Raw genomic sequence first — 22,577 nt, forward strand, 5'->3', positions numbered from 1 at the left:
GTGTCCGACGACCAGACCAACCTCGGTCAGGTGTGGGACCAGGTCGTCCAGGAGCTGCTCGCCGCGGGGGCACTGTCCTCTCTGCAACGCGCCTGGATGCGGGTGACCCGGCCGATCGGACTGCTGGACGGGACCGTCCTGCTCGGTGCGCCCAGCGACTTCGCCAAGGAGGCGATCGAGCGCGCCCTGCGCGACCCGATCACCGCCGCGCTCTCCCGCAGGCTCAACCGCCCGGTCTCGCTGGCGGTCAAGGTCGACACCGTGGTGCCGCCCGCGGCCTCCACCCCGCCGCCGGTGCCGCAGCCGCCCCCGCTCAACGGTTCGCCCCGGCCGCCCGCGGTGGCGCCGATGGAGCAGACCGCCCCGATGCCGGCGATCCCCGCCGAGGACTCCTCGGCCGCGGAGGACGACGACGCCACCGAGGTGGACGAGGAGCGCGAGGCCCTCGCCACGGTGCACGAGATCTGGCCCACGTTCAGCGGCAACCCCGCCGTCCAGCCGAGCAGCCAGACGAACTCGCAGACCAGGCTGAATGAGAAGTACACGTTCGAGACCTTCGTGATCGGCGCCTCCAACCGGTTCGCGCACGCCGCGGCCGTCGCGGTGGCCGAGGCACCCGCCAGGGCGTACAACCCGCTGTTCATCTGGGGTGAGTCCGGGCTGGGCAAGACCCACCTGCTGCACGCGGTCGGGCACTACGCCCAGCGGCTGTTCCCCGGCATGCGCGTGCGGTACGTGTCCACGGAGGAGTTCACCAACGACTTCATCAACTCACTGCGTGACGACCGCAAGGTCGCCTTCCAGCGCCGCTACCGGGACATCGACGTGCTGCTCGTCGACGACATCCAGTTCCTGGAGGGCAAGGAGGGAACGCAGGAGGAGTTCTTCCACACCTTCAACACCCTGCACAACGCGAACAAGCAGATCGTGGTGTCCTCCGACCGGCCGCCCAAGCGGCTGGAGACCCTGGAGGACCGGCTGCGCACCCGGTTCGAGTGGGGCCTGATCACCGACATCCAGCCGCCCGAGCTGGAGACGCGGATCGCCATCCTGCGCAAGAAGGCCGCGCAGGACCGGCTGGCCGCGCCCGCCGAGGTGCTGGAGTTCATCGCCGCCAGGATCGAGCGCAACATCCGCGAACTGGAGGGGGCGCTGATCCGGGTCACCGCCTTCGCCTCGCTCAACCGGCAGCCGGTGGACGTGCAGCTGGCCGAGATCGTGCTGCGGGACCTGATCCCGGACTCGCACGCGCCGGAGATCACCGCGCCGACGATCATGGCGGTGACCGCCGAGTTCTTCGGCGTGTCCATCGACGACCTGTGCGGGCCCGGCAAGACCAAGGCGCTGGCCCAGGCCAGGCAGATCTCCATGTACCTGTGCCGCGAGCTGACCGACCTCTCGCTGCCCAAGATCGGACAGACCTTCGGCGGCCGGGACCACACCACGGTGATGCACGCGGACAAGAAGATCCGTAAGGAGATGGCCGAGCGCCGTCGCATCTACGACCAGGTGCAGGAGCTGACCTCGCGCATCAAGCAGCGCGCGCGCAGCTGACCCACCCCTCCTTGCAACACGGGGGCGAGCGGACCACCGCTCGCCCCCGTGCCATGTCCTGACCCACCCCGATCCCGCCGACACCTTTCTGTTGACGGTGCCCGGTCGCGCGCCGAGCCCGGTGAGAAACCCCTGGCCGACGCCGGATCTTTCTGAGCTGGGTCCTGGGCCGCGCAACGCACTCCCTATAGAAAGGTGTCGGGTCGGCCGGTGATGCCGGCCGCATCACCCCGGCGAGCGCCGAACTTTTCCCAGTGAGGTGTCGCGCCCGGCCAGGACCCCCGGCCAGAAACAGGTGGGCGGTCGCGCGGGGTCCGGGGCGGGGCGGCAGACTTTTCCCGCAGCCACCGACGCCGCGCCGGGTACCCGAACCAGAAAACTCGGCGCCGTCCGCCCGGGTCCTCACCCCTGTCCGCGGCTCCGCGCCGCCCGCGACACCCCGCCGAACGCCGGACTTTTCCCCGCTGACCCCCGCGCCGAGCCCGGTACCCCGGCCAGAAAACTCTGCCGCGCAACCACCGTCGCGTGAACTTTTCTGGGGTGGGTACCCCCTCGCGGGACCCGGTTTCTGAGAAAAGTTGTCCACAACTGCCCGCTCCGGGGAGACCCAGGCCACTTTTGGGTCTGTGGAAAGGCTTGCCACCCTGTGTAAGACCTGGGGACGCGCGGACCCACATCTGGGGACAGCTGTGTGGACAACTCGGCCCAACTGTGGACCGAACGGAGCAGCCCGGAAGTTGTCCACGGGGTAGCCGAGTTGTCCACCGGTGACTGGGGGTACTTGCCCACAGGGTCGGACGTCACCTGAACAGCGCAAACGGGGTCTGTCCACACAATCCACAGCCCCTACTGCTGTTACGAGTTTTCTCTTCGAAGAGGTGAAAAGAAGAAAAACAGGGGGTGGCCTGGAGGTGGGGACTACTCGCCGGGGCGAGAGGTCGGCCCCGACATGACGAGAGGCCGTCACACGCTCTACGGTTGGGACCCCTCCTCCAGAGCCTGGATGCGCCAGCCCGACCACACGTGGGTCGTGGCCAACCGGAAAGGACGCCCCCATGAAGATCCGCGTCGAGCGCGACGGACTCGCGGACGCCGTCGCCTGGGTCGCGCGCAGCCTGCCGTCCCGGCCACCGGTCCCGGTGCTGGGCGGGGTGCTGCTCGACGCTGGCTCCGAGGAGGGCGACACCGGTGAGGCGCTGACCGTCTCCGGCTTCGACTACGAGGTCTCCGCCACGGTGGGCGTCCCCGCGACGATCGCCGCGGGCGGCAAGACCCTGGTCTCGGGGCGACTGCTCGCCGACATCACCAAGGCCCTGCCCAACCACCCCGTCGAGATCTCCGTGGACGGCGCCCGGGTCGCGATCACCTGTGGCAGCGCCAAGTTCAGCCTGCCGACCATGCCTGTCGAGGACTACCCGCAGCTGCCCGCCATGCCGCAGCGTGCCGGTGCCCTCCCGGGTGAGATCTTCAGCTCGGCCGTGTCCCAGGTGGCTGTCGCCGCGGGCAAGGACGACACCCTGCCGATGCTCACCGGCGTCCGGGTGGAGTTCAACGGGGACAAGCTGACCATGGTCGCCACCGACCGGTTCCGCCTTGCCATGCGCGAGTTCGAGTGGCAGCCCGCCGACCAGGTGGAGACCGCCGTGCTGGTCCCGGCGCGCACCCTGGCCGAGGCGGCCAAGACCCTCGGCAGCAGCGGCACCACGGTGGAGCTCTCGCTGGCCTCCGGGGACGGGCTGCTCGGCCTGTCCGGCACCGGCCGCCGCACCACCACCCGCCTGCTGGACGCGGAGTTCCCCAAGTACCGCCAGCTGCTGCCCGCCGACCACGCCTCCGCGGCGATCATCGAGGTCACCTCGCTGGTTCAGGCGATCAAGCGCGTCTCGCTGGTCGCCGAGCGCGGCACCCAGGTCCGGCTGGAGTTCACCGAGGCCGGTCTGCGGCTGTCCGCCGGTGGGGACGACGAGGGCAGCGCCGAGGAGGAGCTGCCCTGCGAGTTCACCGGCGAGCCGGTCACCATCGCCTTCAACCCGGGCTACCTGCTGGACGGCCTGCAGGCGGTAGGGACTGATCGCGCACACTTGTCGTTCACCACACCGAGCAGGCCTGCATTGATCAAGCCGGTCAGCGAGGATGGAAGCGTGGTGGAGGGCTACCTCTACCTGCTGATGCCGGTGCGCCTGCCCGGCTGAGCAGCCTGCTAACACGGGAGGACTGCGATCGTGCAGCTCGGACTCATCGGCCTTGGCAAGATGGGCTTCAACATGCGCGAGCGGTTGCGCAAGGCCGGCCACGAGGTCGTCGGCTACGACCGCAACCCCGAGGTCACCGACGTGGCCTCACTCGCCGAGCTGGCCAAGGCACTGGACGCACCGCGCACGGTGTGGGTCATGGTGCCCTCGGGCGAGCCGACCAGGCAGACCGTGCGCGAGCTCGGCGACCTGCTCGACGCGGGCGACCTGGTCATCGACGGCGGCAACTCGCGGTTCACCGACGACAAGGCCAACGCCACGCTGCTCCACGAGAAGTCGATCGGCTACCTGGACTGCGGTGTGTCCGGCGGCGTCTGGGGCCTGGAGGTCGGTTACGGCCTGATGGTCGGCGGGGAGCACGAGCACGTCGAGCGGGCAATGCCGATCTTCGACGCGCTGCGCCCCGAGGGCCCGCGCGAGGAGGGCTTCGCGCACGCGGGCCCGGTCGGTGCGGGCCACTTCGCCAAGATGGTGCACAACGGCATCGAGTACGGCCTCATGCAAGCCTACGCCGAGGGCTTCGAGCTGCTGGAGGCCTCCGAGCTGGTCACTGACGTGCCCGCCACCATCAAGGCCTGGCAGCGCGGCACCGTGGTCCGGTCCTGGCTGCTCGACCTGCTGGTGCGCGCGCTGGACTCCGACCCGGAGCTGGACGACCTGCGCGGCTACGTGGAGGACTCCGGCGAGGGCAGGTGGACCGTCGAGGAGGCGATCAACCACTCGGTGCCCGCGCCGGTGATCTCGGCGGCGCTGTTCGCCCGGTTCGCCTCGCGGCAGGAGGACTCGCCCGCGATGCGTGCCGTCGCCGCGCTGCGCAACCAGTTCGGTGGGCACGCCGTGCAGAAAGCCTGATGTACGTCCGCCACCTACAGGTCGTCGACTTCCGTTCCTGGGAGCACGCCGACCTGTCGTTCGACCCCGGCGTGAGCGTGTTCGTCGGCAGGAACGGCCAGGGCAAGACGAACCTGGTCGAGGCCATCGGCTACGTGGCCACCCTGGGCTCGCACCGGGTGGCCACCGACGCCCCGCTGGTCAGGATGGGCTGCGCGCGGTCCGTGGTGCGCACGGCCGTGGTCAACGCGGGCCGCGAACTGCTGGTCGAGCTGGAGATCACGCCGGGCAAGGCGAACCGGGCACGGGTCAACCGCGGTCCGGTTCCCCGCTCGCGCGACGTGCTGGGCATCCTGCGCACCGTGTTGTTCGCGCCGGAGGACCTGGCGCTGGTGCGCGGCGATCCCGGTGAGCGCAGGCGGTTCCTCGACGACCTGCTCGTGGCGCGGGCGCCCCGGTACGCCGGGGTCCGCTCCGACTACGAGCGGGTGCTGCGCCAGCGGGGCGCGCTGCTGAAGACCGCTGGCTCGGCCCGGCGCGCCGGTGGCAGCGGGGACATCCGCACGCTGGAGGTCTGGGACGGCCACCTCGCCGCGCACGGCGCACAGCTGCTCGCCGGGCGGCTGGACCTGGTCGCCGACCTCGGGCCGCTGGTCAGCGCGGCGTACGCCGGGGTCGCACCGGAGTCGCGGCCCGCCGAGATCCGGTACCGCTGCTCGCTGGGTGAGTCGCTGCCCGAGGGCTACGGCGTGCCGGGAGGTCCGCGCGCGGACATCGCCAGCCTGGAGGCGGCCTTGCTCACCGAGCTGGCCAGGGTCCGCCCGCAGGAGATCGAACGCGGGGTCAGCCTGGTCGGACCGCACCGGGACGACCTGGAACTGGTGCTCGGCGCGGCCCCGGCCAAGGGCTACGCCAGTCACGGAGAGTCGTGGTCCTTCGCACTGGCGTTGCGGCTGGGTGCGTACGAGTTGCTGCGCGATGATGGCGCCGAACCGGTGCTCGTGCTCGACGACGTGTTCGCCGAGCTCGACCGCAGGCGCAGGCAGCAGCTGGCCAAGGTGGCCGCGGCGGCGGAGCAGGTGCTGGTGACCGCTGCCGTTGCCGAGGACGTGCCCGAGGAACTTGCGGGTGCCCGCTACGAGGTCCACGAGGGCGAGGTGAACCGTGTCGGCTGAACCGCCCGTCAATAGGCCACTCGGGGTGAACAAGCGAGGTGTGTCCCATCGCACAACTGGGGACAAACCTGTGGATGGTGTGGATAACTCGGTCACTCCGGGGCGTCAGCCAGGCTCTGGAGCCTCGGAAAATAGGACAAATGGCCTAAATGACCCCGAGAACTCCACAGCTGCGTCACCCGGTGGTGGACAACCCGCGCGGGGGATCGAGGGCCTGCCGGAGGGACTGAAGGGCTCCGACCTGGCCCGCGCGGCCCTCGAATCGGCCCGCGCCTCGGTCAAGGCGCGGGGCGCCGGGCGCCGGGGCAAGCTGCGTAACCCGAGCGCGGGCAGTGGCCGCCGGCGCCGGTGGTCGGGCCCCGGCGCGGACGACCGGGACCCGCAACCGCTGGGCAGGCTGGCCGCCCGGATCGCCGCGGAGCGGGGCTGGACCGAGCAGCTCTCCGGCGGGCAGGTGTTCGCGCGGTGGGCGAAACTGGTCGGCGAGGACGTGGCCCAGCACGCGAAGCCCATCACCCTGCGTGACGGCGAACTCGTGGTGCAGGCCGAGTCCACGGCCTGGGCCACCCAGCTCCGACTGTTGCAGCGCCAGCTCTTGCAGCGCATCGCGGCGGGCATCGGGCCCAACGTGGTCAAGCGGCTCAAGGTCCAGGGGCCCTCGGCGCCCAACTGGCGGTTCGGGCCGCTGCACGCGCCCGGGCGAGGCCCGCGCGACACGTACGGCTGACGATGTTTCACATGAAACTGCGACGCGCCGGTCAGTGAGCGTCGGAGAGGAACGTAGCCGGACCGAGTGACGCCCGCAGCCACGCGGACCTATGTTCACTCGGTTCAACGCCTCTGTGACGATCTCAGGTGGGTCCTTGGCGCGATTTGGGCGAGGTCGACCGGTACACTCAATGGAGGAGTGAACCCGGGAGCGCCGGATGGTCGTCCGCGCCGGTTCGCACACCCGTCCCGCGTGGCGTCCCAGAGGGAGACATCGAGGCTCGTGGCTGCCAACAAGAGTGAGTACAACGCGTCGTCCATCACCGTGCTCGAGGGCCTCGAAGCCGTTCGCAAACGACCGGGTATGTACATCGGCTCCACCGGCGAGCGCGGTCTGCACCACCTCATCTGGGAGGTCGTGGACAACGCGGTCGACGAGGCCATGGCCGGGTACGCCAGCAAGGTCGAGGTCGTGCTGCGTGCCGACGGCGGGGTCCAGGTCACCGATGACGGCCGCGGCATCCCGGTGGACGAGCACCCGGTGGAGAAGCGGCCCGCGGTCGAGGTCATCCTCACCACGCTGCACGCGGGCGGCAAGTTCGACAGCGACTCCTACGCGGTCTCCGGCGGTCTGCACGGCGTCGGCGTCTCCGTGGTGAACGCGCTGGCCACCCGCATGGAGGTGGAGATCTGCCGCGACGGCTTCCAGTGGCGCCAGCGGTACGAGCGCTCCGCCCCCGCGCACGCGCTGGAGAAGCTGGCGCCCACGGACAGCACCGGCACCGTCATCACCTACTGGGCGGACCCGGACATCTTCGAGACCACCGTCTACAACCTGGAGACGGTCGCGCGCCGCCTGCAGGAGATGGCGTTCCTGAACAAGGGGCTGACCATCGTGCTGCGCGACGAGCGGGTCGCCGACGAGGACACCGAGGCCGACGCCGAGGGTCAGGTCGCCGCCATCAAGGAGCAGGTCTTCCACTACCCCGGCGGGCTCGAGGACTTCGTCCGGCACATCAACAAGAGCCGCGAGGAACTGCACAAGAAGGTCATCGCCTTCGACGCCAAGGGTGACGACCTCGAGGTCGAGATCGCGATGCAGTGGAACACCGGCTACTCGGAGTCGGTCTACACCTTCGCCAACACGATCAACACCCACGAGGGCGGCACGCACGAGGAGGGCTTCCGCGCGGCCCTGACCCGAGTGGTCAACGAGTACGCCAAGGACAAGAAGCTGCTCAAGGAGAAGGACGGCAACCTCAGCGGTGAGGACATCCGCGAGGGCCTGGCCGCGATCATCTCCGTGAAGCTCAAGGAGCCCCAGTTCGAGGGGCAGACGAAGACCAAGCTGGGCAACACCTCGGCGAAGTCCTTCGTGCAGAAGGCGTGCAACGAGTGGCTGGCCGACTGGTTCGACCGCCACCCGGCCGAGGCGAAGATCATCATCAGCAAGGCGGTGAGCTCGGCGCAGGCCCGGCTGGCCGCGCGCAAGGCCCGCGAACTCGTGCGCCGCAAGGGTGCGCTGGAGATCGGCGGCCTGCCCGGCAAGCTCAAGGACTGCCGCTCCACCAACCCGGAGGAGTGCGAGGTCTACATCGTCGAGGGTGACTCCGCGGGCGGCTCGGCCAAGGAGGGCCGGGACTCCATGTACCAGGCGATCCTGCCGATCCGAGGCAAGATCATCAACGTGGAGAAGGCGCGCATCGACCGCGTGCTGAAGAACGCCGAGGTGCAGAGCATGATCACTGCCTTCGGCACCGGCATCCACGACGAGTTCGACATCGCCAAGCTGCGCTACCACAAGATCGTGCTGATGGCCGACGCCGACGTGGACGGCCAGCACATCCGCACCCTGCTGCTCACCCTGCTGTTCCGGTTCATGCGTCCGCTGATCGAGCACGGGCACGTGTACCTGGCGCAGCCCCCGCTGTACAAGATCAAGTGGGGTCGCGGCGCCGAGCCGGAGTACGCCTACTCCGACCGCGAGCGCGACGGCCTGATGGAGAGCGGCCTGGCCGCTGGCAAGCGCATCAACAAGGACGACGGTGTGCAGCGCTACAAGGGTCTCGGCGAGATGAACGCCGCCGAGCTGTGGGAGACCACGATGGACCCGGCGAACCGGGTGTTGCTCCAGGTGACCATGGACGACGCGGCCACCGCCGACGAGCTGTTCAGCGTGCTCATGGGCGAGGACGTGGACGCACGTCGCTCGTTCATCACGCGCAATGCCAAGGAAGTGCGGTTCCTGGATGTCTGAGTTCGAGCAGTACCGCAGCGGGGCCAACGCGTGTGAGAGGAATGGCCAGTCGTGACTGAGACCTTGTCGCCGGGCAACAGCGGCCGCACCGAGCCGGTCGACATCCAGCAGGAGATGCAGAGCTCCTACATCGCGTACGCGATGAGCGTGATCGTGGGGCGTGCCCTGCCGGACGTGCGCGACGGTCTCAAGCCGGTGCACGTGCGCGTGCTGTACTCCATGTTCGACTCCGGCTTCCGCCCCGACCGCGGCTACAACAAGTGCGCCCGCGTCGTCGGCGACGTGATGGGCAACTACCACCCGCACGGCGACTCCTCGATCTACGACGCGCTGGTGCGCCTGGCCCAGCCGTGGGCGATGCGCTACCCGCTGGTGGACGGCCAGGGCAACTTCGGCTCCCCGGGCAACGACCCCGCCGCCGCCATGCGGTACACCGAGTGCCGCCTCACCCCGTTGGCCATGCACATGCTGGCCGACATCGAAGAGGAGACCGTCGACTTCCGGGACAACTACGACGGTCGCATCCAGGAGCCGACCGTCCTGCCCTCCCGGGTGCCGAACCTGCTGATCAACGGCAGCGCGGGTATCGCGGTCGGCATGGCGACCAACATCCCGCCGCACAACCTGCGCGAGGTCGCCGACGCGGTGGTCTGGGCGCTGGAGAACCCCGACGCGGAGGACGAGGAGACCCTCGCCGCCGTCATGCAGCGCGTCAAGGGCCCCGACTTCCCGACGTACGGCCTGATCCTGGGCACCAGCGGGATCGAGGACGCCTACCGCACCGGCCGCGGCTCGGTGCGGATGCGCGCGGTGGTCGAGGTGGAGGAGGACAGCAAGGGGCGCACCATCCTGGTGGTCACCGAACTGCCCTTCCAGGTCAACCCGGACAACCTGGTGGAGAACATCGCCACCCTGGTCCGCGACGGCAAGCTCACCGGCATCTCCAACATCGCCGACGAGTCCAACAGCCGCATCGGCATGCGCATCGTCATCACCATCAAGCGCGACGCGGTCGCCAAGGTGGTGCTGAACAACCTCTACAAGCACACCCAGCTGCAGTACTCGTTCGGCGTGAACATGCTGGCCCTGGTCGACGGCGTGCCGCGCACGCTGCGCCTGGACCAGATGATCCGGCTGTACGTGAAGCACCAGATCGAGGTCATCGTCCGGCGGACCAGGTACCGCCTGCGCAAGGCCGAGGAGCGCGCGCACCTGTTGCGCGGCCTGGTCAAGGCGCTGAACATGCTGGACGAGGTCATCGCGCTGATCCGCCGCTCGCCCACGGTGGACGAGGCGCGCAGCGGCCTGATCGAGCTGCTGACCGTGGACGAGCTCCAGGCCAACCACATCCTGGAGATGCAGCTGCGCCGCCTGGCGGCCCTGGAGCGGCAGAAGATCGTCGACCAGCTGGCCGAGATCGAGCTGGAGATCGCGGACCTGCAGGACATCCTGGCCCGCCCCGAGCGGCAGCGCGCCATCGTGCGCGACGAGCTGACCGAGATCGTCGACAAGTACGGCGACGACCGGCGGACCCGGATCATCCCCTTCGACGGCGACGTGTCCATGGAGGACCTGATCGCGGTCGAGGACGTGGTGGTCACGATCACCCGCACCGGCTACGCCAAGCGCACCAAGACCGACCTGTACCGCTCGCAGAAGCGCGGCGGCAAGGGCGTGCAGGGCGCCGCGCTCAAGCAGGACGACATCGTGGCGCACTTCTTCGTGTGCTCCACCCACGACTGGATCCTGTTCTTCACCAACATGGGCCGGGTCTACCGGGCCAAGGCCTACGAACTGCCCGAGGCCAACCGCAACGCGCGCGGCCAGCACGTGGCCAACCTGCTCGCCTTCCAGCCCGGTGAGGAGATCGCCCAGGTCATCGAGATCCCGAACTACGAGGTCTCCCCGTACCTGGTGCTGGCCACGAAGAACGGCCTGGTGAAGAAGTCCAAGCTGGCCGACTTCGACTCCAACCGCTCCGGCGGCCTGATCGGCATCAACCTCAAGGAGGACGACGAGCTGGTCGGCGCCGTGCTGTGCAGCTCGGACGACGACCTGCTGCTGGTCTCCGCCGGTGGCCAGTCGATCCGCTTCCACGCCACCGACGACGCCCTGCGCCCGATGGGCCGCGCCACCTCCGGCGTGCTGGGCATGCGCTTCAACAGCGGTGACGAACTGCTGGCGATGGGCGTGGTGCAGGAGGACAAGTTCGTGCTGGTGGCCACCGACGGTGGCTATGCCAAGCGCACGCCGATCGAGGACTACCCGGTGCAGGGCCGCGGCGGCAAGGGTGTGTTGACGATCCAGTACGACAGCAAGCGTGGCAGGCTGGTCGGTGCGGTCATCGTCGACGACGAGGACGAGTTGTACGCCATCACCTCCTCTGGTGGAGTGATCAGGACCAGCGCCGTCCAGGTGCGCAAGGCCAGCAGGCAGACCAAGGGGGTGCGCCTGATGAACCTCGACGAGGGCACCACCCTGGTGGGGGTCGCACGCAACGCGGACGAGCCCCAGGACGTCTCCGAGGAGGGGGCGGTCCCTGCCGAGCAGGAGCAGGCAGAGGCCGAGTAAACCGATCAGGGACCAGCACGCCAACGACCCGAGGACTAGCTCGTGACTACTCCGGAGACCCCGGACAAGCCGGAAGCCAAGGCCGAGCAGGACGCCGAGACCAAGTCGGTCGCCACCGACAGTCCGGCCCCTGCTGAGCAGGCAGCCCCGGCGGCGCCGTCGACCAATGGCGCGAACCACGAGCAGGAGACCAAGAAGATCGAGGTCGGCAAGCCCGCCGAGGGGGCGGAGACCTCCTCGGCGCCGCCGCCCTGGCAGCGGGTCACCGCGGACAACGCCGCCATCGAGGCGGAAACCGTGCAGGCGCCGACGGTCTCGCCCGTCGCGCCCAGCGCGTACCCGCAGGCCCCGGCGGGCTACAGCGCGCCCGCCGTGGACACCAGTTCGCAGGCCACCACCAACTTCCGGCCCGTGGTCACCGGCACGGCCGCCGCCGCGGCGACCCCCGGTGCCGCGGCGGCCGGTGCGGCCGCACGCACCTCCGTCAACCTCGGTGGCGCCGGGTCCGCACGAGGCGGGGCGGCCCCCACCGCGCTGCGCAGGCCGGGGCGCGGGCCCAGGCGGGCCAGCCTCCAGGTCAAGCGGGTCGACCCCTGGTCGGTGCTGAAGTTGGCGCTGGTGCTGGGTTTCGCCATGTTCCTGGTGTGGATGGTCGCCGTCGGCGTGCTCTACGGCGTGCTCCAGGGCATGGGCGTGTGGAACAAGCTGAACGGCACCTACAACGACCTGGTGCAGGGTGGGGACACCAGCGGCGGTGACCTGATCAACGTCGGCAGGGTGTTCGGGGTCGCCGCCGTGGTCGGCCTGGTGAACGTGATCCTGTTCACTGCGCTGGGCACGGTGAGCGCGTTCATCTACAACGTCTCCGCTGACCTGGCCGGAGGCATCGAAGTCACCCTCTCCGAGAGGGAGTGACCCGGTTTGGGATCACCGCCACTCGTGCGGTAAGGTTTCTCCCAGATCGAGGGCCCATAGCTCAGGCGGTTAGAGCGCTTCGCTGATAACGAAGAGGTCGGAGGTTCAAGTCCTCCTGGGCCCACGGAACGATTCGGTTGAATGTGCCCGCGCTGCGCGCGGGCCTTCATCGTTCCGGAGTAGTTCTGGGGCTCTCGCCCCAGACCCCAAGCCAGAGGGCAAGCCCCCTGGACCCCCGTTCTCTACGGGGTGACGGAACTTCGGTGGTGACCGGATCGTTGTATCGTGGGGGACGGCACAGTCCCCATGCTCAGGGGCGGAAGCGCCAAGGAGGCGACTCGACGTGAAGAAGTACATCGCTATCGCGGCCGTGGCTGCGGTTGTCCTGCTGTTCGTGCGCCGTCAGCGCTCGGCGAAGGCAGAGGCCGACCTGTGGCGCGAGGCGACGGCGCCGACCGACTGAACACCAGCTTGGTCCGAGGGCGGGCGGCCTGAATGATCGCTCGTCCTCGGGCACGGGGACGTAGCTCAATTGGCAGAGCACCGCCTTTGCAAGGCGGGGGTTAGGGGTTCGATTCCCCTCGTCTCCACTCGCTTGTGGGCGCTCCGTGTTCGCAGAATGCGCGAACCGGGGCGCTCGTCTTTTGTTCTGGGGGGCGACCCCCAGACCCCCGGTGGCGAGCCTGCGGCCGCCTTGGCGAGCAGCCGACCCCGGAACGCGTGGGGTCCGGTCCGCGTAGAGGATGGGGGAGTGATGCGACGAGTGGGTGTGGTCGGTGGTTTCCTGGTCCTCGGGCTGGCGGCGTGCTCCTCGCCGGGCAGCCAACCGGCGCCGACCAGCACGACGGCGAGCAGCAGTGCACCGGCCACCACCAGCGCGGCGGCGGTACCCGGCACGCCGCAGCCGGCGGCTGACGGGCAGTGCCCCTACCTGAGCTCGGAGTTCGTGGCGGACGCCAACGGGGAGAAGGTCACCAAGGTGCAGGTGTCGGCGGACAAGCCGCACCCGGCCTGCTTCTTCTACAGCTTCGGCAACAGCAAGCAGGTCACCGTGCAGGTGTACGTGGGTGACGCGGCGGCGGCCAAGGGGCTGGTGGACCGGGCGGCCCCGGTGAAGACCTCGGACAAGGCCGAACTGACCGGCGGCTGGGAGGGCGGCTCGCTGTCCGCGGCCAGCGGCGCGGTCTACGCGGTGGCCAAGGGCGGCTCGGCGGTCGTGGTGAACACCGACCAGAAGCAGACGATCAAGGCGAAGCAGATCGTCAAGCAGGCGATCAGCGCGCTGGGGCTGTGAGCAGGGGAGGGGGCTGGTCACCCAGCCCCCTCCGCACTCAGTGCTCGATGGCCTTCTCGGCACCGGCGCCGGTCAGCGCGCGGACCTCCATCTCGGCGTACTTGGCCGCGTCGGCCTTGTCCTTGGACAGCACCGTGCCCAGGTAGCCGAGCAGGAAGGACACCGGGATCGACACGATGCCCGGGTTGGACAGCGGGAACCAGTCGAAGTGCGCGTCCGGCCAGATCGAGGTCTTGGTGCCGGAGACCACCGGCGAGAACACGATCAGCACCACGGTGACGATCAGGCCGCCGTAGATGCTCCACACCGCGCCCGAGGTGTTGAACCGCTTCCAGAACAGCGAGTACAGGATCGTCGGCAGATTCGCCGAGGCCGCGACGGCGAAGGCCAGCGCCACCAGGAAGGCCACGTTCTGGCCGTTGGTGACGATGCCGCCGATGATCGACACGATGCCGATCACCACCGCGGACCAGCGGGCCACCTTCACCTCGGACTTCGCGGCGTCCCGCGAACCCTTCTTGATCACGTTCACGTACACGTCGTGCGCGAACGAGGCCGATGCGGTGATGGTCAGCCCGGCCACCACGGCCAGGATCGTCGCGAAGGCCACCGCGGCGATGAAGCCGAGCAGCACGGGCCCGCCCAGGGCCTGCGCCAGCAGCGGGGCCGCCGAGTTGACCTTGCCGGGGGCGGCGTTGATCTTGTCGGGGCCGACCAGCGCACCCGCTCCGTAGCCCAGCACCAGGGTGAACAGGTAGAACACGCCGATGAGGCCGATCGCCCACACCACGGAACGACGCGCCTCCTTGGCGGTCGGCACGGTGTAGAAGCGCATCAGCACGTGCGGCAGGCCCGCGGTGCCCAGCACCAGCGCGATGCCCAGGGACAGGAAGTCCAGCCGCGAGACGCCGGTCGCCCCGTACTGCTTGCCGGGGCCGAGCAGCGCCTCACCGGACTTGCCCCCGTGGGCGACCGCGTCGCCGAGCAGCGAGGACAGGTTGAAGCCGTAGTGGCCCAGCACCCAGACCGTCATCGCGGCGGCGCCGACGATCAGCAGTACCGCCTTGATGATCTGCACCCAGGTGGTGCCGCGCATGCCGCCGATCAGCACGTACACGATCATGATCACGCCGACCACGGTGATCACCACGGCCTGGCCGACCCCGCTGGTGACGCCCAGCAGCAGGGCGACCAGCCCGCCCGCGCCGTTCATCTGGGCTAGCAGGTAGAAGAAGGTGACCGCCAGGGTGGAGATCGCCGCTGCGGTGCGCACCGGGCCCTGCTTCATCCGGAAGCTGAGCACGTCGGCCATGGTGAACTTGCCGGTGTTGCGCAGCAGCTCGGCGACCAGCAACAGGGCGACCAGCCAGGCCACCAGGAAGCCGATGGAGTACAGGAAGCCGTCGTAGCCGTTGATGGCGATGGCGCCCGCGATGCCGAGGAAGGACGCGGCCGACAGGTAGTCGCCGGAGATGGCGATGCCGTTCTGCGGTCCGGTGAACGCGCGGCCCGCCGCGTAGTAGTCGGTGGCGGTCTTGGTGTTGCGGCTGGCCCGGAACACGATCACCAGCGTGATCAGCACGAACGCGCCGAAGATGCTGATGTTCAGCAGCGAGTTGCTGCCCTCGACGCCCTCGGCGAGAGTGGTCGTCCTCATGCCCGGTCCCCCTCGATCTGGTCGCGGATCCGCTCTGCCGCGGGATCGAGGTTCCGGTTGGCGTACCGGACGTAGAGCCAGGTGATCACGAAGGTGGACACGAACTGGAGCAGTCCGAAGACCAGGCCCACCGTGATGTTGCCGAAGAGCTTGGTGGACATGAACCCGTGGGCATAGTCCGCGAGTAGTACGTAGAGCAGGTACCAGGCGAGGAACAGCCCCGCCATCGGGAACACGAAGCCGCGCAGCCGACGGCGGAGCTGGACGAACTCCTGGCTGGACTGGACCGCGCTCCAGTCGGTGTCCCCCTCGACGGGGTCGACCGGAGTGTCTTGTGTGGTGCCCACGGATCCTCCCAAACGGGTTCGTTTACGCGCGCGAACCTAGGGTGGCCGAGGTCACATCGCAAACCCCCATTTGGGCACAGTCCCGCAACCGAGGGCAAAGATCGCCATAACGGCGTTGTAAAACTTGGGGCGGGCCGGTGTCAGCGGCTGACTCGCCCGTTCTCGGTCTGCCTCTCGCCCCTGGACGGCTCGGGGATCGTCACGGCCTCGTCCTCGCGGACGTCCTCCAGCCGGACCTCCTTCGGCCTGCGCGAGAGCACCACCAGCGCGGCGGCGCCCGCGGCGGCCACGAGCAGCCCCACGATCCACGGCCACCGGCGTGCCTGCCGCCGCGTCGCCGGTTCGAGGTTGCTGGCCAGCGCCTCGGCTGCCTGCCTCGTCTGCGCGGCCAGGTGCTTGCGCGTGCGCCGGGTCGCCCTGGTGAGCTCCTGCTTGGCCTCGCCGACGACCTCCTCGGCAGCCTCCCGGATGGCCTCGCCGACCTTGGACACGGCCTCGACCTGCTTCATCGCCAACTCCACCAGACTCGTCTCGATGTGCATCGGACCCACCCATAGTGCCCCTGCGGCCGGGATCCCGCCGTGGATGGCACGATGGATGACGTGGCAGACAGCTTGGATACCGTCGTCGGGGCGACCCTGCACACCACGCAGGGTGACATCCGCCTGTACCTGTTCGTGAACCACACGCCCAAGACGGTGCGCAACTTCGTCGGGCTGGCCGAGGGCACGAAGTCCTACTCGGACCCCAACGCCAAGGGGGAGCTCAGCGGCCCGTTCTACGACGGGTCGATCTTCCACCGGGTGATCCAGGGCTTCATGGTGCAGGGCGGCGACCCGACCGGCACCGGGCGCGGTGGGCCCGGCTACGAGTTCGCCGACGAGTTCCACTCCGAACTGCTGTTCGACAAGCCGTACCGGCTGGCGATGGCCAACGCGGGGCGCAACACCAACGGCTCGCAGTTCTTCATCACCGTGGGGCGCACCCCGCACCTGAACATGAAGCACACGATCTTCGGCGAGGTGCGCGACGAGGAGTCCCGCGCCGTGGTCGACGCGATCGCGAGCGCGCCAACCGACGGGGACGACCGGCCGCTGACCGAGGTGGTCATCGAGAAGATCACGATCGACCACGAGTGACTCGTGACTGACCCCAGCACCGGCCTGCCCGGCTGCGTCCGGCACCCGGACCGCCCGACCGCGCTGCGCTGCACGCGCTGCGAGCGGCCCGCCTGCCCGGCCTGCCTGCGCGACGCGGCCGTCGGCCAGCAGTGCGTGGACTGCGTGAACGAGGGCCGCACCGCCGTGCGCCAGCCGACCACCGTGGCCGGTGCCCGGCTGCGCGGCCAGGCCGTGCTGGTGCCTGCGCTGATCGTGGTCAACCTCGCGCTGTTCGCGGTCACCGCCTACCAGGCGCAGAGCATCGCCAACAACGCCCGCTCGGACCTGTTCCAGGACTGGGCGATGGCCCCGGGCCTGGTGGCCTTCACCGGCGAGTGGTGGCGGCTGCTCACCGCGGGCTTCATGCACATTGGGCCGCTGCACCTGGCGGTCAACATGGTGTCGCTGTGGCTGATCGGCCGGGACCTGGAGCGGCTGCTCGGCCCGGTCCGGTTCTTCGCCCTGTACTTCCTGTCCATGGTGGGCGGCAACCTCGCGGTGTTCCTGTTCGGCGAGCTCGGCCAGCCGGTGGCCGGTGCGTCCACCGCGCTGTACGGGCTGATGGGCTGCTACCTGGTCGCCATCGTGCGGCTCAAGCTGGACCCGAGGCCGATCCTGATCACGCTCGGCATCAACGTGTTCATCACCTTCACGGTTACGAACATCTCGATCCTGGGCCACTTCGGCGGGCTGGTGGCCGGCGTGCTCGCCTCGGCGGCCATCTTCTACGCGCCCGCGCGCAACCGGAACCAGTGGCAGACCGGCACGCTGCTCGCACTGACCGTGCTGCTCATCGCCCTGTTCGTGACCAGGGACCAGCAGTTGGTCAGCCTGATCCAGTCAGGGGCGTAGCGCCCGCAACTGTTCGACCACGTCCACCGGGTCGGCACCCAGGTCGAGCCTGCCCAGGATGACCAGCTCCTCGTCCGGCAGCACCGTGAGCTCCAGCGAGCTGACGGTGCGGCCGAGCCTGCGCAGGTGGTCCACGCGGACCCGCACCTGCGGCCAGGGCCAGCTGCGCCTGCCGAACAGCCCGCGCACGGTCAGCCCGTGCTCGTCCGCGCTCAGCCGGGGCCTGGCCACCGTGCCGTGCAGCGAGAGCAGTGCCAGCAGTAGTGCGACCACGCCGAGCAGCAGCCTGCCGGGCGGGTCCTGGGCGGACAGCACCACCCAGAGCACCGCTGCCGCGGTCAGAGCCCAGCCCAGAGCCACCAGCGAGACCTGCGGTGACCAGCTGCGTTGCGTCACGTCGACCAGCCTTCTCTCACCAGGTCCAGTGATCAAGCTTGCTCGGGGGTGTGGACAACTGAGGCCGACTACCGGCGCTTGTGCCTTTTTGCGCAAGGTTGTCCACAGGAGTTGTCCCCAGTGGGGATGACTTACATCGATGTGGTTCGGTGACGCCCGGGTGAACTTTCTGAACTCCGGGCGAACAAGAGAGGACCCGGACGTGTGAGCCGTCCGGGTCCTCGCAACGCTGGGTGTGAGCGCCGTCTCAGCGCCACTTCATGGTCATCAGCAGCCCGATGATCATGAGAGCGAAGCCGATCGCGAAGTTCCACGCGGCCAGCGGCTCCATGAACGGGATGCCGGTCGGGACCAGGTAGTACACCACCAACCAGGCGAGACCGAGCAGCATGATGCCCAGCATCGCCGCCACGTACAACGGGTGTGACGGCCCAGCGAGCTTGGCCTTCACCGGCGTACGCCGGTCCGTCGGTGGCGTGTAGACCGTCTTCTTGCGGACCTTCGACTTGGGCATCTTTCCTCGCCTGACCTCGCGTGCCGAGCAACATGCGTGGTCGCCGAGGAGCAACCACTGCCAGGTGCAACACGTTAACGTAATCGAGGAGGTCAGCGAACCACTAGTTGGGGCGCGCAGTCACGGGAGGTTCGTCCTTGAACACCATGCCGCCGCCACGGGGCGGGCGACCGGCTGGCTGGCGTCCGCGCCCGGGGCCTGACCAGCCCACCGAGTTCATCCCACGCATCGACGTCATCGAGCACGACAACGGCGCTGACCAGCCCACCAGTGAGCTGTACACGCACCGGTCCGCCGCCGAGGACGACACGGCCTTCGTGGACGACATCCCGTACTACGAGGAAGACGAGGAGGACGAGGCCCCGCCGCCGCCGAAGGAGACCGGCCGCAAGGTCGTGCGCACCATCGGCGAACTGTTCATCACCGCTGGCATGGTCATCCTGCTGTTCGTGGTCTACGAGGTGTACTGGACCGACCTGATCTCCGCGGGCAAGCAGAACCAGGCCACCTCCTCGCTGGACACCCAGTGGAAGGACACCGTCGGCGACCCGGGCAACCAGCGCGGCACCCACTACGACCTGACCGAGGGCCAGGGCTTCGCGAAGATCTACATCCCGGCGCTCGGGCCGGACTACCACTTCACCCTGGTGGAGGGCACCACCGACGCCGACCTGGACATCGGCCCCGGCCACTACAAGGGCACCGCGCTGCCGGGGGAGCCGGGCAACTTCGCCGTGGCCGGGCACCGGGTGGGCAAGGGCGCCCCGTTCAACGACCTGGACCTGGTCAGCTCCTGCGACGCCATCGTGGTGGAGACCAAGACCGACTGGTTCGTGTACCGCATGATGCCCAAGGCCGAGGAGCGCGCGAGCTGGGACACCTCCGGTAAGGGCACGCAGCCGCGCTGCAAGGGCGTCAAGATCGGCGGCGCCTACAGCGGCGTGGTCGGCCAGGAGACGGTGCTGCCCTCGCAGGGTGACGTGATCGCCCCGGTCCCGCACCAGCCCGAGGCCAAGCTCCAGGCGGACAAGATCGTCAAGCTGATGACCCTGACCACCTGCACGCCGAAGTTCTCGGCCTCGCACCGGCTGATCCTGCACGCGGTGCTGACCAACTCCTACCACAAGGACCCGGCGCACCCGGACGTCACGCCGACCGAGCTGAAGGAGACGGACTGACGTGTACGGCTGGATCTGGCGCCACCTGCCCGGCCCCGTCGCGCTCAAGGTGGTCGAGGCTCTGCTGCTGGTCGCGGGCATCGTGGCCCTGCTGATGCTGGTGGTCTTCCCGTGGATCGAACCGAAGCTGCCGTTCAACCAGGTCACCACCGGCTAGCCACGTAGCCTGGGCACCATGCGCGTGCTGGTGGTCGACAACTACGACAGCTTCGTCTACAACCTGGTGCAGTACCTGGCCCAGCTGGGGGCCGAGTGCGTGGTGCGCCGCAACGACGCGGTCGAACTGGCCGAGGTCGACGGGGTGGACGGCGTGCTGATCAGCCCCGGGCCCAGCACCCCCGAGCGCGCGGGCGCCAGCACCGAGGTGATCCGGCACTGCGCCGAGCGGGGCGTGCCGGTGCTCGGCGTGTGCCTCGGCCACCAGGCGATCGGCGTGGTGTTCGGCGCGACCGTGGACCGGGCCCCCGAGCTGCTGCACGGCAAGACCAGCCTCGTCCGGCACACCGGCACCGGCGTGCTCGCCGGGCTGCCCAACCCGTTCGTGGCCACCCGCTACCACTCGCTGACCGTGCTGCCCGAGACCATCCCCGCCGAGCTGGAGGTCACCGGCCGCACGGAGAGCGGGGTGGTGATGGGCATGCGGCACCGCGAGCTGCCGATCGAGGGCGTGCAGTTCCACCCCGAGTCGGTGCTCACCGACGGCGGGCACCGCATGCTGGCGAACTGGCTGGCCACCTGCGGCCACCCGGTGCCCGAGGAGCGGGTGGCCGAGCTGGAGGAGGGCATGCGCCGACTGGCCGCCGCGGCCTCGGTGGGCTGAGACGCGAAGAGGGGCGGCACCGGATCGGTGCCGCCCCTCTCGTGTGTTCCGGACTAGTTGTTCGAGCTCGAGGTCGTCGTACCCAGCCCGAACTTGTAGACCCTGATGTTGATCGAGCTGTTCTGGCTGACCGAGCTGCCCACCGAGGGATCGAAGTCGGAGATCTTGCCGACCTGGGTCGGGTCGGTGGTGTTGACCTCGGTGGTGCTGAAGTTGCCCTTCCAGCCGAGGGCCTGCAGGGCCTGCTGGGCCTCGCTCTTCGTCTTGCCCGCGATGTTGATCATCGTGAACTGGTCGCCCTGCGAGACGAACAGGGTGATCGTGGTGTTCGGCTTCTGCTTGCTGCCGCCGTCGGGGTTCTGCTTCACCACGATGCCAGCGGGCTGGGTGCTGGAGATCGTCTGCTTGCTGACCTTGAACCCGGCCTGGGTGAGGTTCGCCGAGGCGGCCTCGTAGGTCTGGTTGCGCACGTCGGGCACGGTCTGCGACTCGGGCGCCTTGCCCAGCAACAGGGTGATCTGCGTGCTGGGGGTCGCGCTGGTGCCCGCGGCCGGGTTGGTGGAGCTGACGTTGCCGACCAGGGCGGGGTTGTCGGTGGCCTCGGTGCCGGTGTTCGGGTTCACGTTGAACCCGGCCTCGTTGAGGATCTTCGTGGCGTCCGCCTGGGACTTGCCGGACACGTCGGGCACCGGCTTGGCCTGCGGGGCCGCGCCGATGGTCAGCGTGATCTTCGCGCCCTTGTCGGTCGCGGAACCGGCGGCCGGGTCCTGCTTGATGACCTTGCCGATGTCGTCGGTGCCGCAGGCTGCCTGCCCGCCGTTCACGGGGGTCGAGCAGGCCACGGTCTCGGACACGACGTTGGTCCAGCCCGCGTCGTGCAGGGTCGAGGTGGCGACGGTCTGCTTCATCTTCGTGACGTCCGGCAGCGAGTTCGCAGTCGACCCGCCACCGCCGCCGAGCAGCTGGGTGGTCAACCAGGCCGCCAGCGCCAGCACCGCGATGCAGGCCACCACGACGCCACCGATGGTCAGCGCCTTCTTACGCCGCCTGCGCCGCTCCTCGGCCTCCTCCGCCTCGGCGTCGTACGGGTCGTAGGAGGACTCCTCCTCGGCCGGGGCCGGGCGGTGCCTGCCCACGACCTGGGTGCGGGCCGAACCATTGCCCATGATCGAGGTGCGGTCCTCGGCGGTCATCACCGCGGGCGCCGACGGCCGCTGCCCGGACAGCACGCGCACCAGGTCGGCGCGCATCTCGGCGGCGGACTGGTAGCGGTTCGCCGGGCCCTTGGCCATGGCCTTGAGCACGATCGAGTCCAGCGCGGGCGTCACCTGCGGGTTCACCGAGGACGGGGCGGGCGGCTCCTCCCGCACGTGCTGGTAGGCCACCGCGACCGGCGAGTCCCCGGTGAACGGGGGCTGCCCGGTCATCAGCTCGAACAGCACGCAGCCCGCCGCGTACACGTCGCTGCGCGCGTCCACCGCCTCACCGCGCGCCTGCTCCGGGGACAGGTACTGGGCGGTGCCGATCACCGCGGCGGTCTGGGTCACCGCGGCCTGGCCGTCGTGCACGGCACGCGCGATGCCGAAGTCCATCACCTTGACCGCGCCGGTCTTGGTGATCATCACGTTGGCCGGCTTCACGTCGCGGTGGATGATGCCGTGCCGGTGGCTGAAGTCCAGCGCCGCGCAGACGTCGGCCATGACCTCCATGGCGCGCTTGCCCGACAGCGGGCCCTGCGTCTTGACGATGTCGCGCAGCGTCCTGCCGTCCACGTACTCCATGACGATGTACGGCAGCGGCCCGTACTCGGTCCTGGTCTCGCCGGTGTCGTAGACGGCGACGATCGCGGGGTGGTTCAGCGCGGCGGCGTTCTGCGCCTCACGGCGGAAGCGTTCCTGGAACTGGGGGTCCCTGGCGAGATCGGCGCGCAGCACCTTGACGGCGACGTCCCGGCCGAGCCGGACGTCGCGTCCTTTGTGGACCTCCGACATCCCGCCGTAGCCGAGGGTATCGCCCAATTCGTAACGGTTGGAGAGCAGCCGCGGAGTGCTCATCACCGCACCTCGCTGGAGCTCGGTGCAGCGCTTCGCGCGGGC

Annotated in this window: 20 protein-coding genes, 2 tRNA genes and 1 pseudogene; 17 read left to right on the plus strand and 6 right to left on the minus strand. The window is 69.2% G+C overall.

Features of this window, described 5'->3' with window-relative positions; all coding sequences use genetic code 11:
* From dnaA to KALB_RS00055, 12 genes and pseudogenes are all read left to right on the plus strand, one after another.
* A complete protein-coding gene (gene dnaA / locus KALB_RS00005; protein ID WP_025353671.1) occupies positions 1–1,554 on the plus strand; it encodes a chromosomal replication initiator protein DnaA in 1,554 nt (517 codons plus the stop codon).
* Between the two features lie 1,055 nt (positions 1,555–2,609).
* The gene (gene dnaN, locus KALB_RS00010) at positions 2,610–3,746 is read left to right on the plus strand and encodes a DNA polymerase III subunit beta (RefSeq protein WP_025353672.1); all 1,137 of its coding nucleotides are present in this window, start codon (positions 2,610–2,612) and stop codon (positions 3,744–3,746) included.
* A 27-nt stretch (positions 3,747–3,773) separates the two neighbouring features.
* Positions 3,774–4,658, plus strand: a complete 885-nt coding sequence (gene gnd / locus KALB_RS00015) for a phosphogluconate dehydrogenase (NAD(+)-dependent, decarboxylating) (RefSeq protein ID WP_025353673.1) — start codon at positions 3,774–3,776, stop codon at positions 4,656–4,658.
* Positions 4,658–5,812, plus strand: a complete 1,155-nt coding sequence (gene recF / locus KALB_RS00020) for a DNA replication/repair protein RecF (RefSeq protein ID WP_025353674.1) — start codon at positions 4,658–4,660, stop codon at positions 5,810–5,812. Before gnd ends, recF begins: the two co-directional genes overlap by 1 nt.
* Positions 5,813–5,891: 79 nt before the next feature.
* Positions 5,892–6,539: a DciA family protein gene (locus KALB_RS00025; protein ID WP_411931184.1), complete on the plus strand. Its 648-nt coding sequence runs from the start codon at positions 5,892–5,894 to the stop codon at positions 6,537–6,539.
* Between the two features lie 264 nt (positions 6,540–6,803).
* The gene (gene gyrB, locus KALB_RS00030) at positions 6,804–8,777 is read left to right on the plus strand and encodes a DNA topoisomerase (ATP-hydrolyzing) subunit B (protein WP_025353676.1); all 1,974 of its coding nucleotides are present in this window, start codon (positions 6,804–6,806) and stop codon (positions 8,775–8,777) included.
* 51 nt (positions 8,778–8,828) lie between these two features.
* Positions 8,829–11,348, plus strand: a complete 2,520-nt coding sequence (gyrA, locus tag KALB_RS00035) for a DNA gyrase subunit A (RefSeq protein ID WP_025353677.1) — start codon at positions 8,829–8,831, stop codon at positions 11,346–11,348.
* Between the two features lie 42 nt (positions 11,349–11,390).
* The gene (locus tag KALB_RS00040) at positions 11,391–12,263 is read left to right on the plus strand and encodes a DUF3566 domain-containing protein (protein ID WP_025353678.1); all 873 of its coding nucleotides are present in this window, start codon (positions 11,391–11,393) and stop codon (positions 12,261–12,263) included.
* A 50-nt stretch (positions 12,264–12,313) separates the two neighbouring features.
* Positions 12,314–12,387: transfer RNA gene (locus KALB_RS00045), tRNA-Ile, on the plus strand.
* 219 nt (positions 12,388–12,606) lie between these two features.
* Positions 12,607–12,723, plus strand: a pseudogene (locus KALB_RS48980) (DLW-39 family protein); the annotation flags it as partial.
* A gap of 57 nt (positions 12,724–12,780) precedes the next feature.
* Positions 12,781–12,853: transfer RNA gene (locus KALB_RS00050), tRNA-Ala, on the plus strand.
* A gap of 164 nt (positions 12,854–13,017) precedes the next feature.
* Positions 13,018–13,557 (plus strand): DUF2020 domain-containing protein, encoded by a 540-nt coding sequence (locus KALB_RS00055; protein WP_025353679.1) that lies wholly within the window; start codon positions 13,018–13,020, stop codon positions 13,555–13,557.
* 37 nt (positions 13,558–13,594) lie between these two features.
* Here the strand turns inward: KALB_RS00055 and KALB_RS00060 are convergent, their stop codons facing one another.
* From KALB_RS00060 to KALB_RS00070, 3 genes are all read right to left on the minus strand, one after another.
* Positions 13,595–15,214: a solute symporter family protein gene (locus tag KALB_RS00060; protein WP_025353680.1), complete on the minus strand. Its 1,620-nt coding sequence runs from the start codon at positions 15,212–15,214 to the stop codon at positions 13,595–13,597.
* The gene (locus KALB_RS00065; RefSeq protein ID WP_025353681.1) at positions 15,211–15,561 is read right to left on the minus strand and encodes a DUF485 domain-containing protein; all 351 of its coding nucleotides are present in this window, start codon (positions 15,559–15,561) and stop codon (positions 15,211–15,213) included. Before KALB_RS00065 ends, KALB_RS00060 begins: the two co-directional genes overlap by 4 nt.
* Before the next feature lie 140 nt (positions 15,562–15,701).
* A complete protein-coding gene (locus KALB_RS00070; protein WP_025353682.1) occupies positions 15,702–16,103 on the minus strand; it encodes a hypothetical protein in 402 nt (133 codons plus the stop codon).
* Between the two features lie 51 nt (positions 16,104–16,154).
* Between KALB_RS00070 and KALB_RS00075 the strand changes: the two genes are divergently transcribed.
* Both KALB_RS00075 and KALB_RS00080 read left to right on the plus strand, forming a co-directional pair.
* Positions 16,155–16,700 carry a peptidylprolyl isomerase gene (locus KALB_RS00075; RefSeq protein ID WP_025353683.1) on the plus strand — a complete coding sequence of 182 codons (546 nt, stop codon included), beginning with the start codon at positions 16,155–16,157 and terminating at the stop codon, positions 16,698–16,700.
* Between the two features lie 3 nt (positions 16,701–16,703).
* A complete protein-coding gene (locus KALB_RS00080) occupies positions 16,704–17,573 on the plus strand; it encodes a rhomboid family intramembrane serine protease (RefSeq protein ID WP_025353684.1) in 870 nt (289 codons plus the stop codon).
* Here the strand turns inward: KALB_RS00080 and KALB_RS00085 are convergent.
* Together KALB_RS00085 and crgA are read right to left on the minus strand one after the other, a co-directional pair.
* Positions 17,562–17,969, minus strand: a complete 408-nt coding sequence (locus tag KALB_RS00085; protein WP_025353685.1) for a PH domain-containing protein — start codon at positions 17,967–17,969, stop codon at positions 17,562–17,564. The two genes, KALB_RS00080 and KALB_RS00085, sit on opposite strands and share 12 nt — an antisense overlap.
* 247 nt (positions 17,970–18,216) lie before the next feature.
* Entirely contained in the window at positions 18,217–18,483 is a 267-nt protein-coding gene (gene crgA / locus KALB_RS00090) for a cell division protein CrgA (protein ID WP_025353686.1), read from the minus strand.
* 146 nt (positions 18,484–18,629) lie between these two features.
* On the opposite strand from crgA, the gene KALB_RS00095 reads away from it, so the two are divergent.
* The 3 genes from KALB_RS00095 to KALB_RS00100 are packed head-to-tail and all read left to right on the plus strand — an operon-like array spanning position 18,630 to position 20,481.
* Positions 18,630–19,661, plus strand: a complete 1,032-nt coding sequence (locus KALB_RS00095) for a class E sortase (RefSeq protein ID WP_081789786.1) — start codon at positions 18,630–18,632, stop codon at positions 19,659–19,661.
* A 1-nt stretch (position 19,662) separates the two neighbouring features.
* Positions 19,663–19,818: a hypothetical protein gene (locus KALB_RS48150; RefSeq protein ID WP_169743522.1), complete on the plus strand. Its 156-nt coding sequence runs from the start codon at positions 19,663–19,665 to the stop codon at positions 19,816–19,818.
* 18 nt (positions 19,819–19,836) lie between these two features.
* Positions 19,837–20,481 carry an aminodeoxychorismate/anthranilate synthase component II gene (locus tag KALB_RS00100; RefSeq protein ID WP_025353688.1) on the plus strand — a complete coding sequence of 215 codons (645 nt, stop codon included), beginning with the start codon at positions 19,837–19,839 and terminating at the stop codon, positions 20,479–20,481.
* Positions 20,482–20,534: 53 nt separating this feature from the next.
* On the opposite strand, the gene pknB is transcribed toward KALB_RS00100, so the two are convergent.
* Positions 20,535–22,535 (minus strand): Stk1 family PASTA domain-containing Ser/Thr kinase, encoded by a 2,001-nt coding sequence (gene pknB / locus KALB_RS00105; RefSeq protein ID WP_025353689.1) that lies wholly within the window; start codon positions 22,533–22,535, stop codon positions 20,535–20,537.
* Between the last annotated feature and the right edge of the window lie 42 nt (positions 22,536–22,577).

The organism is Kutzneria viridogrisea DSM 43870 (assembly GCF_000525635.1).
GTDB lineage: Bacteria > Actinomycetota > Actinomycetes > Mycobacteriales > Pseudonocardiaceae > Kutzneria > Kutzneria viridogrisea.